This is a genomic window from Sphingomonas sp. UYP23 (genome assembly GCF_054059235.1).
Window position 1 is genome coordinate 2926790 of sequence record NZ_JBSSBX010000001.1, and the last position, 14197, is coordinate 2940986.

Annotated in this window: 13 protein-coding genes and 1 tRNA gene; 8 read left to right on the plus strand and 6 right to left on the minus strand. The window is 69.0% G+C overall.

Translation table 11 applies throughout. The features are described from left to right. Positions 1 to 164: 164 nt before the first annotated feature. Both hpnN and ACVWYO_RS14440 read right to left on the minus strand, forming a co-directional pair. Entirely contained in the window at positions 165 to 2759 is a 2595-nt protein-coding gene (gene hpnN / locus ACVWYO_RS14435; protein WP_457351913.1) for a hopanoid transporter HpnN, read from the minus strand. After that, positions 2756 to 3226, minus strand: a complete 471-nt coding sequence (locus ACVWYO_RS14440; RefSeq protein ID WP_457351915.1) for a DUF2141 domain-containing protein — start codon at positions 3224 to 3226, stop codon at positions 2756 to 2758. Before ACVWYO_RS14440 ends, hpnN begins: the two co-directional genes overlap by 4 nt. A 213-nt stretch (positions 3227 to 3439) precedes the next feature. Here ACVWYO_RS14440 and ACVWYO_RS14445 point away from each other — a divergent pair, with 213 nt between their 5' ends. The 7 genes from ACVWYO_RS14445 (at position 3440) to ACVWYO_RS14475 (ending at position 10701) form a co-directional block, all read left to right on the plus strand. Continuing rightward, complete coding sequence (locus ACVWYO_RS14445) at positions 3440 to 4120, plus strand: DUF4129 domain-containing protein (protein ID WP_457351917.1); 681 nt, start codon at positions 3440 to 3442, stop codon at positions 4118 to 4120. Further along, on the plus strand, positions 4117 to 5328 hold the full coding sequence (locus tag ACVWYO_RS14450; protein WP_457351919.1) for a hypothetical protein: 1212 nt from the start codon (positions 4117 to 4119) through the stop codon (positions 5326 to 5328). The genes ACVWYO_RS14445 and ACVWYO_RS14450 overlap by 4 nt, the downstream gene beginning before the upstream one ends. After that, positions 5310 to 6290 carry an AAA family ATPase gene (locus ACVWYO_RS14455; RefSeq protein ID WP_457355005.1) on the plus strand — a complete coding sequence of 327 codons (981 nt, stop codon included), beginning with the start codon at positions 5310 to 5312 and terminating at the stop codon, positions 6288 to 6290. Before ACVWYO_RS14450 ends, ACVWYO_RS14455 begins: the two co-directional genes overlap by 19 nt. Before the next feature lie 109 nt (positions 6291 to 6399). Further along, the gene (locus ACVWYO_RS14460) at positions 6400 to 7710 is read left to right on the plus strand and encodes a DUF58 domain-containing protein (protein WP_457351922.1); all 1311 of its coding nucleotides are present in this window, start codon (positions 6400 to 6402) and stop codon (positions 7708 to 7710) included. Further along, positions 7710 to 8735 carry a stage II sporulation protein M gene (locus tag ACVWYO_RS14465; protein WP_457351924.1) on the plus strand — a complete coding sequence of 342 codons (1026 nt, stop codon included), beginning with the start codon at positions 7710 to 7712 and terminating at the stop codon, positions 8733 to 8735. The genes ACVWYO_RS14460 and ACVWYO_RS14465 overlap by 1 nt, the downstream gene beginning before the upstream one ends. Continuing rightward, positions 8716 to 9573, plus strand: coding sequence for an RDD family protein (locus ACVWYO_RS14470; RefSeq protein ID WP_457351926.1), 858 nt, complete (start codon positions 8716 to 8718; stop codon positions 9571 to 9573). Before ACVWYO_RS14465 ends, ACVWYO_RS14470 begins: the two co-directional genes overlap by 20 nt. 123 nt (positions 9574 to 9696) lie before the next feature. After that, entirely contained in the window at positions 9697 to 10701 is a 1005-nt protein-coding gene (locus tag ACVWYO_RS14475) for an MBL fold metallo-hydrolase (RefSeq protein ID WP_457351928.1), read from the plus strand. Positions 10702 to 10706: 5 nt separating this feature from the next. Here ACVWYO_RS14475 and ACVWYO_RS14480 read toward each other — a convergent pair. Then, a tRNA-Arg gene (locus ACVWYO_RS14480) sits at positions 10707 to 10783 on the minus strand. Positions 10784 to 10864: 81 nt separating this feature from the next. Between ACVWYO_RS14480 and ACVWYO_RS14485 the strand changes: the two genes are divergently transcribed. Further along, positions 10865 to 11629 (plus strand): queuosine precursor transporter, encoded by a 765-nt coding sequence (locus tag ACVWYO_RS14485; RefSeq protein ID WP_457351930.1) that lies wholly within the window; start codon positions 10865 to 10867, stop codon positions 11627 to 11629. Between the two features lie 43 nt (positions 11630 to 11672). On the opposite strand, the gene purQ is transcribed toward ACVWYO_RS14485, so the two are convergent. The 3 genes from purQ to ACVWYO_RS14500 form a co-directional block, all read right to left on the minus strand. Further along, positions 11673 to 12344: a phosphoribosylformylglycinamidine synthase subunit PurQ gene (gene purQ, locus ACVWYO_RS14490; RefSeq protein ID WP_457351932.1), complete on the minus strand. Its 672-nt coding sequence runs from the start codon at positions 12342 to 12344 to the stop codon at positions 11673 to 11675. Beyond that, positions 12341 to 12571: a phosphoribosylformylglycinamidine synthase subunit PurS gene (purS, locus tag ACVWYO_RS14495; protein ID WP_010185224.1), complete on the minus strand. Its 231-nt coding sequence runs from the start codon at positions 12569 to 12571 to the stop codon at positions 12341 to 12343. Before purS ends, purQ begins: the two co-directional genes overlap by 4 nt. A gap of 82 nt (positions 12572 to 12653) precedes the next feature. Next, complete coding sequence (locus ACVWYO_RS14500; protein ID WP_457351934.1) at positions 12654 to 14195, minus strand: hypothetical protein; 1542 nt, start codon at positions 14193 to 14195, stop codon at positions 12654 to 12656. Positions 14196 to 14197 lie beyond the last annotated feature (2 nt).

Genomic DNA, 14197 nt, shown 5'->3' on the forward strand with positions numbered 1-14197 from the left:
GCGCGGCCGCCAGCCCCAAAGCCCCTCTCCTGCTTGCGGGGGGCTAGGGGAGGGGCGTGCCGCGGGCGCAGCGCAAAGGATCCAGATCGTTCGCCCCCCCCAGCCCGTCGCGCCTGCGGGGAGGAGGGTCGGGCCTTCACCTGGAGCGGTAAAGGGCGCCCCGGCTACGCCTTCTTTGCCCGCGGCGGGCCGAGCAGCGCGGGTTCGAAGATCAGCGCGCAGACCAACGTCCAGGCCAGCGAGATCATCAAGATCTTGCCCATGCTCGCCGTCCCCGGATGGTGCGACAACCACAGGCTGCCGAACGCGCTGCCGGTGGCAAGCGCGCTGAACAGCACCGCGCGCGCAAGGCTCGACTGCAGCAGATCGGTCGCGCCGGCGCGCCACGCCATCACGAAATAGATGTGGAACGCGACGCCCACGCCGAACAGCAAGGGGAAGGCGATGATGTTGGCGAAGTTGATCGGCTGCCCGATCAGCACGCAGCTCCCGAGCGTCAGGAAGCCCGACAGCACGACCGGGGCGAGCGTGAAGGCCACCTCCTTCACGTCGCGCAGCACGACGAACAGCAGGCCGCTGACAAGTACGAGCGCGAGGATCCCCGCCTCGACGAACGCCCAGGCGACGGTGCCGGCAGCTTCCTGCGTCGCCACCGGCAGACCGCTCGCGGTCGGCGCGACCGCACGCACCGCCGTGGTGAAGCGGCGCAGCACGGCATTGTCGTTGCTATTGCCCTTGGGGAACACCTGCACGAGCGCGCGGCCGTCCTTCGACACCCAATCGCCCGCGATTTCCGGCGGCAGCGTCGCGCGCGTCACCGGCTCGGCCTGCAGCATCGCGCGGATCTGGTCGAGCATCGTGCCGAGCGGGGTGACGAGCAGCGCGGTCGCCTTCGTCCGCTCGGGCGGCGCGGCGCGCGCCAGGCGATCGAACGCCGTGGCGAGCCGGCGCGCATCGGCGGCGGCGCTCCCTGGATGCGCGGTCGCGCTCGCGCGCAATTCGCCCGCGGTCTTCATCAGCGCGCCGATCGAGTCGACATCGCTCGGCGGGGGCGTCACATCGAACGGGTTGACCGTCGTGTCGAGCAGCAATGCGGCATCCTGGATCACTGCGAGCTTGGCCGCTTGGTCCTCCGGCACGAATCCATCGACCGACACAGCCTCGGCGACCTCGGGCAGTGCGCTGAGCTTCGCCGCAAGCGCCTTCGCCGCATCGGCGTTGGGCGCGAGCACGTTGATCGTGTTGGGCGTGCGCAGCGGATCGCGCATCAGGTCGGTCAGCGCGAGCATCGCCGGGCCGTCCTTGGCGCACAGGTGGAGCGGGTTGAAGTCGAACTGGACGAAGGGGAGCAAAGCGATGCTTCCCGCCATCGACGCGGCAAACGCCCACAGCACCGTCTTGCGATGCGTATGCAGCCAGCGGTCGAGCGGGGCTGCCTCGCTGAAGCCGACCTCGCGCCGCGGCGTACCGGGCTTGAGCAGCATCAGCATCGCGGGCAGCAGCGTGACGCTCGCCACGAGCGCGACGACCATCCCGAGCCCGGCGATGATCCCGAGTTCGGCAATGCCGATATAATCGGTCGGCAGGAACGCGCCGAAGCCAAGGAACACCGCGCCAGCCGCAAGCGCCAGCGGCGCGCCGAGCGCGGTCGCGGCGCGCTGAAGCGCGGCGCCGGTATCGGCGCCGTCGAGCCGCTCGGCATTGAAACGCACCGAGATCTGGATGCCGAAATCGACGCCGAGCCCGACGAACAAGGGAATGAACGCCACCGAAATCAGATTGAGCGCGCCGACCGCGAGCAGCCCGAGCGCGGTCGTCAGCACGAGCCCCGCGACGATCGTCACGACGATCCCTGCGACGATCTTCACCGATCGCGTCGCGAACCACAGCGTCAGCAGCATCGCGGCGGCCATCACCAGCCCGACGAACCCGATATTCTCCTCGAGCGTCGCGAACTCCTCGTCGGCGAGCGGGACCTCGCCGGTCGTGCGCACGGTCACGCCATGCGCGGGGTCGAGCCCGAGCTTGCTGGCTTCCGCGACGATCGCGGCGACGGCGTCTTCGCCGGGCTGCAGCGCGCCGTAATCGAGCTTGGGTTGCGCAAGGATCAGCCGGCGGCGCGGCGGCGTGGCGCCGGCGTCCGGCTCGGCGAACAGTTCCTGCCACGAGAAATAGGCGGGCTTGCCTGCCGCCGAGGCGTCGAGTGCCGCAGCCATCGTCCGCATCGGCCGTGCGATCCGCGACAGCGGCACGTCGCCGCGATCGACCCCGCTGAGCATCGTCGAGAAAGCGCTCGCGATTCCGCGCAGCGAGGGATCGCTCGCGAGCGGACCGAGCAGCGGCTGCGCGCCGATCAGCGCCTTGGTCGAGGCCTGGACCTCGGCGGTCGAGCCGAACAACAGCCCCTCGCGGTCGAAAAAGGCGCCGCCATCGGGGCGCTGGACGCGGCGGAAATGCGTCGTGTCCGCGGCCAGCGCGGCGGCGAGCTTGGCGGTGGCCGCTTCGGCGAGTTCGGGCGTCTTGCCATCGACGATCACCAGCAGCACGTCGGACAGCTGCGGGAACGCGGTCTCGACCGCCTTCTCGTTTTGCCGCCACGCGATCTTGGGCGAGATCAGCGCTGCGGTGTCGGTGGTCATCGCGAAATGACCCGCGGCATAGACCGCCGCGCCTGCGACGAGCGCGAGGCACAGGCCGAGCACCGCGAACGGACGCCGCACGCCAAGCGCGACGAGCTGCTGGAGCAAGCGGGCGATCACTTGGCGGGCGCGTCCGGGCCCATGAAATAGCGCAGCTTCAGCCGGATCGTCCGATCCTGCCCGTCATAGTCGAACACGGCTTCCTCCCATTTCGGCGCAGCAAGCTTGATCTTCGCATCGTTGGAGAAGCCCACGCCTTCCTTCGGCACGCCGAACAAGGCGCGGTCGAGCTTGTTGTTTCCATTCTGGTCGTAAAACACTTCGGCAGCATAGCGCCCCGGCTTGAGACCGCTCACCGTGACGACGGTCTCACCGACATGCGCCGGCGCTTCGCCCGAGATCGGGCAATCCTTGAGATACTGTGCCTGGGTGCAGAGATCGACATGGACGCGACCGGTACGCGCGCGGATGTTGTCGACCGCAATGTGGAGCTGCCCGCTCGACCCCTGGCCGGCGGTCAGCGCGAACAACGGCAGCGTGGCGATCAGGAGTTTCCGGAGGCGCGGTAGCGAAGAGATAGGATGCATGGCGGCCCTTTAGACCAGATTGAGACCGGAATGGAACCGGCCGGACACGGTCGTCTGGTGGAGGCGCGCTGAACCCCGGCTTAAGCCGCGCTGCGCCGCAACATAACGAGGCGCGCGGCGGCGATTGGCGATTGCGCGGCGGTCGGGTTGCTCTACTCTTGGGCGGCGCACCGTTGCGGCCAGGGGATTGAGGTGAGGGAAGGGATATCGCAGGTGGCGCCCGCCCCCGATCGCTTTGCCGCCGCCCATGCCGCGCTCAAGGCCGATCCCGCGGTCCAGTTCACGCTCCAGCGCGCGCCGCCGCCGCCCCAGCCGCCCGAGTGGCTGGTGCAGTTCGGCAAATGGCTCGGCAAGCTGTTCGAACCTGTCGGGCGCGCGCTGCTGTGGCTCGCTGGTCGCATGCCGCCTTGGCCTTATGCACGGATCCTGTTGTGGGGTGTGCTGGGGCTGGTCGCGATGGCGATCCTGTGGGCGGTGTATCAGCGCGTGCGGCATGGCGAATGGCGCTGGCCGCGCATCGTGCGGCGGTGTCCTACCCCATCGCAGCCCGTCGAAAGTGCGTGGGCGCCCGACGAAGCGCCAGTCCATGAATGGCTGCGCGAGGCCGATCTGCTCGCGGCGGAAGGGCGTTATGCCGAGGCGGTGCATCATTTGCTGCGCCGCTCGGTCGACGATATCGCGCGGCGTCGCCCACAGCTTGTCCGTCCGGCGTTGACCAGCCGCGAGTTGAGCGCATCGAGCGCGCTCCCGCTTTCGGCGCGCGACCTGTTTGCGGGGATCGCGCGGCTGGTCGAGCGCAGCCTGTTCGGCGGGCGCCCGGTCGACGCGTCGGACTGGACGCAGGCGCGCGCCGCCTATCGCGACTTCGCGCTGCCGGGAGCATGGCGCGGATGAGTGACGTGACCATCGGCGGGGCAAGCGGGACGGGCGCGTTCAGCGTGCGGACGGTCGCGATCCTGCTCGCGGTCGGCATCCTCGCGTTCATCGGGATGCTCGTGCTTGGCGCTTATGCGCCTGATCTGCGCTCGGGCCGCGACGGGCGCGCGCATGCGCTTTCGAACGCCGCGATCGGCTATAGCGGGATCGTGCGGCTCGCCGAGGCGACCGGACGCAACCCGGAGATCGTCCGCAATCCGCGGCAGCTGGCGGGCGAGGATCTCGTCGTGCTGACGCCCGAATCGGGCGCGACCGACATGACCAAGGCGCTTGCCGCGCGCGGCACCAAGCCGACGCTCGTCATCCTGCCGAAATGGCGCACGTCGGTCGATCCGACGCATCCCGGCTGGGCGCGCTTCGTCGATTTCCGCGATGTCGATGATGTCCAGCGCGTCCTCGCGCCGCAATACAAGCTCAAGGTCACGCGCTATGCGAGCGGCGGGCACCCGCTGCGCGCCCTGTCGTGGATGCCCGGAACGATTGCGTTTGCCGCGCCGCGCCCGGTGCAGACGATCGCCGGCGCCGACCTGCGCCCGATCCTGACCGACGCCGAGGGGCATATCGTGCTGGGCCAGATCGGCGGCGGGCCGCTCTATGTGCTCGCCGATCCCGATCTGCTGTCGAACATCGGCATGCGCAATGCAGCGCAAGCGCGCGCGGCGCTCGACCTGCTCGACTGGCTCAATGCGACCGGCGCGACGACGATCACCTTCGATGTCACGCTCAACGGCTTCGGCGCGACGCCGAGCCCGCTCAAGCTGCTGTTCGATCCGCCGTTCCTCGCGATGACGCTGACGCTCGCGGCGGCGGTGCTGCTCGCCGCGATCCAGGCGACCGCGCGCTTCGGCCCGGCGCGGCGGCGCGCGCGCGCGATGGCGTTCGGCAAGACCGCATTGATCGACAATGCCGCCGCGCTCGTCCGCAAGGCCGGGCGGCAGGGGCGGCTCGGCCCGCGCTATGTCGATCTGGTGCGCGAGCGCGCAGGCGGGGTGTTCGGCGTGCCGACGCGGCTGCAGGGCGCGGCGGTCGACGCCTATCTCGACGGCCTGCGCGGGCGGGCGCGCTTCAGCGCGCTGACGGCAGAGGCACAGGCGGCGCGCGATCCGCGCGCGATGCTCGCGGCGGCGCAAGCGCTGCATCATTGGTTATGGGAGAAGACGCGGTGACATTCGAAACGGTCGAAGACGTGGCGGCGCTCGGCGTGGCGATCCGCGACGAAATCGGCAAGGCAGTGGTCGGGCAGGAACAGACCGTCGAGATCCTGCTCGTCGCGTTGTTCGCGGGCGGGCACGTGCTGCTCGAAGGCCCGCCTGGGACTGCCAAGACGCTGCTCGCGCGCAGTTTCGCAAGGGTGGTCGGGCTCGATTACGGGCGGATCCAGTTCACGCCGGATCTGATGCCGGGCGACATTATCGGCGCGAACCTGTTCAACTTCCAGACGAGCAGCTTCACGCTGACGCGCGGGCCGATCTTCACCGATCTGCTGCTGGCGGACGAGATCAACCGCACCCCGCCCAAGACGCAGGCGGCTCTGCTCGAGGCGATGCAAGAGCGCACCGTGACGATCGACGGGCAAAGCCTGTCGCTCGGCGAGCGCTTCATGGTTGTCGCGACGCAGAATCCGATCGAGCAGCAGGGTGTGTACCCGCTGCCCGAGGCGCAGCTCGATCGCTTCCTGTTCAAGCAGACGGTCGATTATCCGAGTGCTGCCGAGGAGCGCCGGATCATCGCCGCGCACGGCAGCGCTGCGCACGCGATGGAGCCCGCGGAATGGGGTGTCGCGCGCGTATCCGATGCGGGCGTGATCGGTGCGGCGGTCGCGGTGGTCGGACAGGTGCGGCTCGCCGACGAGGTGATCGACTACATCACTGCGCTGATCCGGGGTACGCGCGACGTTGCCGATCTCGAGAGCGGCGCGTCGCCGCGCGCGGGCGCGATGCTGGCGGGCGCGGCACGCGCGCGGGCGGCGCTCGACGGGCGCGATTTCGTGATCCCCGACGATGTGAAGGCGCTTGCGCCGGCATTGCTGCGGCACCGGCTGATCCTGTCGCCCGCCGCCGAGATCGACGGTCGCGCGATCGAGGACGTCGTGAGCCACATCATCGAGACGATCGAAGCCCCGCGGTGATCCTGCGCGCCGTACCTGTCCGCCACCAACCTTCGGCGTGCGAGATCCCCCCGTGTGCAGGGATGACGGATGGGGTGCGCCGTTTTGCCGTGTGTCGGGCAATCGCGCGGTGATCTACCCCACACGCACCGCGGTCCTCGCCGCAGCAGCCGGCGCGCCCGTGACGTTGCTGATCGCCGTCGCCCTGCCCGGTCGCTGGTATGTCGGGCTCGCCTGGCCGATCGCGGTGTTGCTGCTCACCGCATTCGATGCCTTGCGTGCCCGGCGCACCGGGACTGCCAGCCTCTCGGTGCCGACGACCGCTCCGGTCGGCGCCACCGTCGATGCGACGATCCGCGTCGCGATTACGGGCGGGCGTCCGCCGCGCAGCGCCGAGGTGGCGCTCGATGGCGGACCGTTGCTCGCGCTCGAGAATGACGGGCGCCTCTGGCTCACGCTGCACGACGGCCGCGGCGAAGCGCTGCTCCCGCTCACCACGCTGCGGCGCGGCACCGCGCGGATCGACCGGATCTGGCTGCGGTGGCGCGGGTCCTTCGGGCTGGCGTGGCAGCAGCGGATTCTCCCGACCGACGTGACGCTCCCGATCCTCCCCGACATTCGCGCGCTCCACGACCGCGGCGCGCAGATCTTCCAGCGTCACGCGCTGTCGGGGCTGCTCGCGCAGATCGACCGCGGCGACGGCACCGACTTCGATGCGCTGGTCGAGTTCCGCTCGGGAATGGACCGCCGTTCGATCGACTGGAAACAGTCGGCGCGGCAGACCAAGCTCCACGCCAAGGAATATCGCAGCGAGCGCAACAACCAGATCGTCTTCGCGATCGATGCCGGACGGCAGATGTCCGAGCCCGTCGCCGGCCTGCCGCGCGTCGATCGCGCGGTATCGGCGATGCTGCTGACCGCGTGGATCGCGTTGAAGCTCGGCGACCGCGTGTCGCTCCACGCGTTCGATTCGCGCCCGCGCATCGCCAGCGGGCTGGTATCGGGGATGCCCGCCTTCGCCAATCTCCAGCGGCTCGCCGCGGCGATCGATTATAGCGGCGAGGAAACCAATTACAGCTTCGCGCTGACCACGCTCGCCGCGCGGCTGACGCGGCGCTCGATGATCGTTTTGTTCACCGAATTCACCGATCTGACCTCGGCTGACTTCCTCGTGCGCGCCGCCGCGCGGTTGCTCGACGGGCATCTCCTGATGGTCGTCGTGCTGCGCGACGAGGAGGTCGAGCGGCTGGTCGATGCGGCGCCGGCGAACCCCGACGACGTGACGCGCGCGGTGACCGCCGCCGCGTTGCTGTGCGATCGCAAGCTCGTGCTCACCCGGCTGCAGCATCTCGGCGTGCATGTGATCGAAAGCGCGCATGACCGCGTCGGCGAGGAGCTGGTCGCGGGCTATGTCGCGCTGAAACGCAGGAACCTGCTCTGATGGCCACCGCTCTCCTCGCCGGGCAACCCGCCTTAGTCAACGCCAGCCGCTTCCGCGCAGCGCATGATGCCGACTGGCAGCGGCTCGAGACGCTGGTCACGCGGATCGAGAAACGCTCGATCCGGGTGCTGAGCGACGACGATCTGCTGACGCTTCCCGTGCTGTACCGCACCGCGCTGTCGTCGTTGTCGATCGCGCGCGAGACCTCGCTCGACCGTGCCCTGGTGGTCTATCTCGAGCAGCTGTGCACGCGCGCTTATTTCCAGCTGTATGGCGTGCCGACCTCGGCGGTGCGGCAATTGGGCGTTTTCTTCACGCAGACATGGCCCGCCGCGGTCCGCGCGCTGTGGCGCGAGACGCTCGTCTCGCTGCTGCTGACGGTGGCGGGCGCGGTCGTCGGCTATCTGCTGGTGCGGTCCGATCCCGGCTGGTTCTTCGGGCTGGTCGGCCAGGGCATGGCGAGCGGGCGCGATCCGTCGGCCTCGGTCGAGACGCTGCGGGGTACGCTCTACGGCAAGCACAACGACATGCTGACGATCTTCGCCGCGTACCTCTTCACGCACAATGCGCAGATCGCGATCTTCTCGTTCGCGCTGGGTTTCGCCTTTGCGGTGCCGACCGCGCTGCTGATCGCGTATAACGGCCTGATGCTCGGTGCTTTCCTTGCAGTGTTCGTGCCCAAAGGGCTCGGGTTCGGCTTTGCCGGCTGGATCCTGATCCACGGCACGACCGAATTGTTCGCGATCATCCTGTCGGGCGCGGCGGGGTTCCGCATCGGCACCGCGATCGCCTTTCCCGGGCGCGCGACGCGGGGCGACGCGGCGGTGCAGGCGGGGAAGACCGGCGCGACGGTGATGGGCGGGGCGGTCGTGATGCTGCTCGTCGCAGGGCTGCTCGAAGGGATCGGGCGGCAGACGGTGACGAACGATCTCGCGCGCTATGCGATCGGCTTGGTGATGCTCGTCGGCTGGCTGCTCTATTTCTACCTGCCGAGGAGTCGCCGCGATGGCGTGGTTCCGGCGTAACGCGCGCAAGGCGCCGCTGTCGCTGCGGCGCAGCTTCGTCACGCCCGAGGGTGTCGATCTGCGGATCGAACTCGGCAGCGCGGGCGAGCGCGCGGGGGCTTTCGTGATCGATGTGTTGGCGATTCTCGTCGTGCTGATCGTCGCGACGATCGCGATCGCCTATCTCGCCTGGTCGAGCCGTCAGAGCGCGTTCGCGGTGCTGTGGCTGCTCGGCTTCTTCGTGCTGCGCAACGGCTGGTTCGCGCTGTTCGAGCTGAGCGGGAGCGGCGCGACGCCGGGCAAACGCCTGCTCGGCCTGCGGGTCGTCGCGCGCGACGGGGCGCGGCTGACCGGCGGCGCGGTGATCGCGCGCAACGCGATGCGCGAGATCGAACTGTTCCTGCCGCTCAGCTTTCTCGGCAGCCAGGCGGCGCACGGCTGGGCCGATGGGGCGATGACGCTGTTCGCGCTTGGCTGGAGCGGCATCTTCCTGTTCTTTCCGCTGTTCAACCGCGACCGGCTGCGTGTCGGCGATCTGCTCGCGGGCACGTGGGTGGTGCATACGGTGCGTGGCAAGCTGGGTTCCGATCTCGTCGTCCCGGTCGAGCGCGAGCGGCGCGTGTTCAGCGAGGCGGCGCTCGGGTTGTACGGTGTGTACGAGCTGCAAATGCTCGAGGAGGTGCTGCGCGGCGGGAGCGAGGAGGCGATCGTCACCGTCGCCGCGACGATCCGGCGCAAGGCGGGGCTGCCCGATGACCGCGACGACCGCGGCTTCCTGACCGATTATTATGCGGCGCTGTGCGGGCGGCTGGAGCGCGGGCTGCTCGTCGGGCGACGTCGGGCGGACAAGTTCGCGTGACCCGACCCCTTTCGTCACCCCGGCCTCGTGCAGCGGCCTAACGTGCCGCGGGCGCGTGCCCGTGGCCCCTGGAACACGCCCGGGGTGACAGAGCCGTGTTGAACCCTGATCGAGGCGTACATCTTGCCCCGTAACCGATACTATTCCGGCCCGCCGAGCGACCATTTCGACGGCGTGCGCTTCTTCAACCCCGGACAGCCGTCGAGCGATGCCGGGCTCGGCGCGGTGCTGCGCTGGAAGCTGGCGAACGGCGTGGCGCGCTGGCCGGCGTCGGTGCCGGTGGTCGCTTCCAAACCGGTCGCGCGGCACGACGGTCTGCGCGTCACGATGGTCGGGCACGCGTCGCTGCTGATCCAGGCGGCGGGGGTCAATATCCTGACCGACCCGGTGTGGTCGGAGCGCGCGAGCCCCTTCTCGTTCCTTGGCCCCAAGCGCGTCACCGCGCCGGCGATCGCATTCGAGGATCTGCCGCCGATCCACATCGTGCTGCTCAGCCACTGCCATTACGACCATCTCGACCTCGCCACGCTGCGCCGGCTCCACGCCACCCACGCGCCGCTGATGGCGATGCCGCTCGGCACCGATGCCATCGTCCGCGCAGCGATTCCCGACGCGCGCTGCGTCGTCGGCGACTGGTGGGACGGCCTCGCGCTCGGCGATGGCCTCGCGACGACGCTGACCCCGGCGCGGCACTGGGCGAATCGCTGGCCGACCGACGTGCGGATGGCGCTGTGGGCGGGGCATTACGTCACGACGCCCGTCGGGACGGTGTGGTTCGTCGGCGACACGGGCTATGGCGACGGCGCGATCTTTCGCGCGATCCGCGAGCGGCTCGGCGCGCCCGACGTCGCGTTGATCCCGATCGGCGCGTACGAGCCGCGCTGGTTCATGGCCGAGCAGCATGTCGATCCGGCCGAAGCGGTGCGGATCTTTCAGGATGTGGAAGCGGGGCAGGCGCTCGGCATCCATTGGGGCACGTTCCAACTCACCGACGAAGCGCGCGATGCGCCGCGGCTGGCGCTGGGCGCAGAGCTTTCGACTGCGGGGATTGCGGCATCCCGTTTCGTCGCGGCGGAACCGGGCGGCGTGTACGACATGGATCGACGGGGGAGCGGCTCGGCCGCCTGAGGCTTTGGCGCGCCCGGAGGGAGTCGAACCCCCGACCGAGGAGGTAGAAGCTCCTTGCTCTATCCAACTGAGCTACGGGCGCGCGCTGGCTTCGCCATTAGCGCGGATTGCGCGCGCGCGAAACCGGCTTCATAGCTTCGGTTCGATCAGGGGGCGAAACGACATGGCCGGTTTGAAGACGATTACCGCCGACGAAACGCGCGGTCGCGAATTCCGCTATTTCGATTTCGTGATGGTCGCGTTCGTCGTCATCCTGCTGCTGTCGAACGTCGTCGGCGCGGGCAAACGCTCGGTGATCGACCTGCCCTGGATCGGGCCGTGGCCGTTCGGCGCAGGCATCTTGTTTTTCCCGGTCAGCTACGTGATCGGCGACATCCTGACCGAGGTGTACGGCTATGCCCGCGCGCGGCGTTGCGTCTGGGCCGGGTTCGGCGCGCTGATCTTCCTTGCGCTGATGGAGCAGATCGTCGTTGCGCTGCCACCCGCGGGGGCGTGGAACGGGCAGGCGGCGTATGAATATGTCTTCGGCCGCTCGATCTTCGTCGATCCTGCCGCGGCGACGGGGCTGCGCATCATCCTCGCCTCGGTCACCGCCTTCTGGGTTGGCGAATTCGCCAACAGCTTCGTGCTCGCCAAGCTGAAGATCCTGACCGAGGGTCGGATGCTGTGGACGCGGACGATCGGGTCGACCGTCGTGGCGCAGGGGTTCGACAGCCTGATCTTCTATCCGCTGGCTTTCTACGGCGCGCCCGATTGGCCGGTCGAAGCGATGCTGGCGGTGATGGTCAGCCAGTTCGTGCTCAAGGTGTCGTGGGAGGTGCTGCTCACGCCCTTCACCTACCTCGTCGTCGGCTTCTTGAAGCGCGGCGAGGGCGTCGACGTGTACGACCGCGGGACCGACTTCTCGCCGTTTCGGGCGCGGGTGTAGCAGGCGTGCGGCCCGCTCCCTTTGGGGGGAGCGGGGAAGTGGCTTACGCTCCGACGGTCTCGAACAGCCCCTCGAACATACGCCGACCGTCATTGCCGCCATGCGCTGCGGTTTCGATACGGCGCTCGGGGTGCGGCATCAGGCCGAGCACGTTACCCGCCGCGCTGAGCACGCCGGCGATGCTGCGCGCCGATCCGTTGACCGGACCGGCATAGCGGAACGCCACCCGCCCTTCGCCCTCGAGGCGGTCGAGCGTTTCGTCGTCGGCCGAGTAATTGCCGTCGTGATGCGCGACCGGATAGATGATCTGCTCGCCGGCAGCATAGCGGCTGGTGAAGACGCTCTGGCTCGTGCCGACCGTCAGCGTGACCTCGCGGCAGACGAAATCGAGTCCGGCATTGCGCATCAGCGCGCCCGGCAGCAGGCCCGCTTCGGTAAGGATCTGGAAGCCGTTGCAGATGCCGAGCACCGGCACGCCGCGCCCCGCCGCCGCGCTTACCGCGCGCATGATCGGCGACCGAGCGCCGATCGCGCCCGAGCGGAGATAGTCGCCATAGGAAAAGCCGCCGGGGACGGCGACAAGGCCGATGTTGTCGGGCAGCTCGGTCTCGGCGTGCCACACCATGGTCGGCGCGGTGCCGCTGACCTGCTCGAGCGCAGTCGCGATGTCGCGGTCGCAGTTCGAGCCGGGGAAGACGAGGACCGCGGTCTTCATACGCGCTCGACGCGATAGTTTTCGATCACGGTGTTGGCGAGCAGCTCGCGGCACATCGCATCGACGCGCTCGTCGGTGGTGTCGTCGGCGACGTCGAGTTCGATCAGCTTGCCCGCGCGGACGTCGTTGACGCCGGCGAAACCAAGGGTGCCGAGCGCCTTGTGGATCGCGCGGCCCTGCGGATCGAGCACGCCGGGCTTCAGCGTGACGAAAATGCGGAGCTTCATGGGGCTTGTCCTGGCTACGATCGGTGAGCGCGCAAGCCTATGGCGACCTGCGGCCCGTGTCGCAAGCTTTCAAGCGCGGCGTTTACTCGGCGTTGGGCACGGCCGGTGCACCGCTGAACCAGTGCGGCAGGCCGATCGTCGTGGCGATTCCGTAGCGGGCGAGCGCGGGCTTGGGCCACGGGCCGGTCAGATAGAGCGGCGCGAACCCGCCATCATCCTTGCCCGCGAGCAAGGCACGGACATGCGCGTCACCGAGCCAGCGTTCGTCGCCGGTGAAGGGACGGCGCAGCGCGACCGCATGGACCCGGCCGGAGACGAGGATCTGGTGATAGTCGAACGAATTGCGCAGCTCGCCCGTCGTGTCGGCCATCCACGCGGTGGCGAAATAGGTCGGTGTCCACTCGGCGCCATTGGGGGCGGGGAAGATCACCATCCGGGCGGGGGCGCTCGGCCCGACTCGGACGGGTTCGAGCCGGATCGTCAACGCAAGCATTACGGGTGCGAGCGCGATCAGGAGGACCGGGCGGCGGCGGGCGTCGAGCAGGAAGCGCAGCGCGAACAGGCCGAACAGCGGCAAGACCCATTTGAAATAGTGGAGATTGTTGAAGCGCCACAGACCGGTCGGCAGTAGGTCGACATAAGCGAGCATCAGCACGCTGTAGATCGCCCCCGCAGCGGCGACGGTGAGCGTGACCGGTCGTCGCGCGGGCGGCGTCGCGACGCAGGCGGCGACCAGCCCCGCGCCACCGAGCAGCAGCCACGGCGCATATTCGAGCAACCCCATCCCCTCGCCGAACCAGCCGCGCGGATCGACCAGCACGACATAGGCCTTCCAGCCGAGCCAGGCGAAGTTGAAGCCGTATTGCGCCGAGTAGAGCATGTAGGGACTGGGTCCGACGCCGTAGATCCGGACGTAGAGCGTGGCGACGAGGCCAAAGGCGATCGCGAAGCTGGCGGCCGCGATGCCAGCCGCGCGCCAGTTGCGCGAGCGGTAGAGCGCTGCCGCCGCCGAGAGTGCGATGATCGCGCCGATGATCGCGTCGCCAGGTCGCGCGAATGGGATCAGGCCGAGCGCGATGCCAAGGATGGCGGCGGGCCAGCGCGAGGACAGCACCGCGGCTTCGCCAGTGCCCGGAAAACCTCCCCACAACTGCGCCATCGCGCCGAGCCCGAGCCACAGCAATGCCGCCGACGGTGTCGTCGTCCAGGGCTCGATCCACAGCTTCGCGATGCCGAATTGGGCGAGCGTCGTCGCGGCAAACAGCAGTGCCGCCCCCCAGGTGGGCACGCCGAATGCGCGCGCAACGCTCCTGAAACCGGCAAAGGCGAGCAGATAGCAGGCCAGATCGATCAAGAAGAACGGCTGGCTCGGCCACACCGACAGGAACGGCATGCCGAGCAGCGGGTAGAGCAGGGGATAATAATGCACCGCAGGGTCGAAATTCCCCGCCGGCAGCGCGCTCGCCGAGCGCACATACAGCGCCTGGTCCTGCCAGTCGTGCCAGTAGAGCAAGGCCGGGTCGCGCAGGCCAGGAAGCCCGACCACGCGCCACACCGTCAGCAGATACGCCAGCGCGAGCGCAGCGAACGGCCAGACCGCCCGCGCCAACGCCCGCGCGCGCATCC

Bases quoted from the DNA above. Each gene is read 5' to 3' on its own strand.
- ACVWYO_RS14465 (WP_457351924.1), top strand. From the start codon at position 7,710: ATGGCCACCGCTCTCCTCGCCGGGCAACCCGCCTTAGTCAACGCCAGC.
- ACVWYO_RS14450 (WP_457351919.1), top strand. From the start codon at position 4,117: ATGAGTGACGTGACCATCGGCGGGGCAAGCGGGACGGGCGCGTTCAGC.
- purS (WP_010185224.1), bottom strand. From the start codon at position 12,571: ATGAAGCTCCGCATTTTCGTCACGCTGAAGCCCGGCGTGCTCGATCCG.
- ACVWYO_RS14500 (WP_457351934.1), bottom strand. From the start codon at position 14,195: ATGCGCGCGCGGGCGTTGGCGCGGGCGGTCTGGCCGTTCGCTGCGCTC.
- purQ (WP_457351932.1), bottom strand. From the start codon at position 12,344: ATGAAGACCGCGGTCCTCGTCTTCCCCGGCTCGAACTGCGACCGCGAC.
- ACVWYO_RS14455 (WP_457355005.1), top strand. From the start codon at position 5,310: ATGGGAGAAGACGCGGTGACATTCGAAACGGTCGAAGACGTGGCGGCG.
- ACVWYO_RS14470 (WP_457351926.1), top strand. From the start codon at position 8,716: ATGGCGTGGTTCCGGCGTAACGCGCGCAAGGCGCCGCTGTCGCTGCGG.
- ACVWYO_RS14440 (WP_457351915.1), bottom strand. From the start codon at position 3,226: ATGCATCCTATCTCTTCGCTACCGCGCCTCCGGAAACTCCTGATCGCC.
- ACVWYO_RS14485 (WP_457351930.1), top strand. From the start codon at position 10,865: ATGGCCGGTTTGAAGACGATTACCGCCGACGAAACGCGCGGTCGCGAA.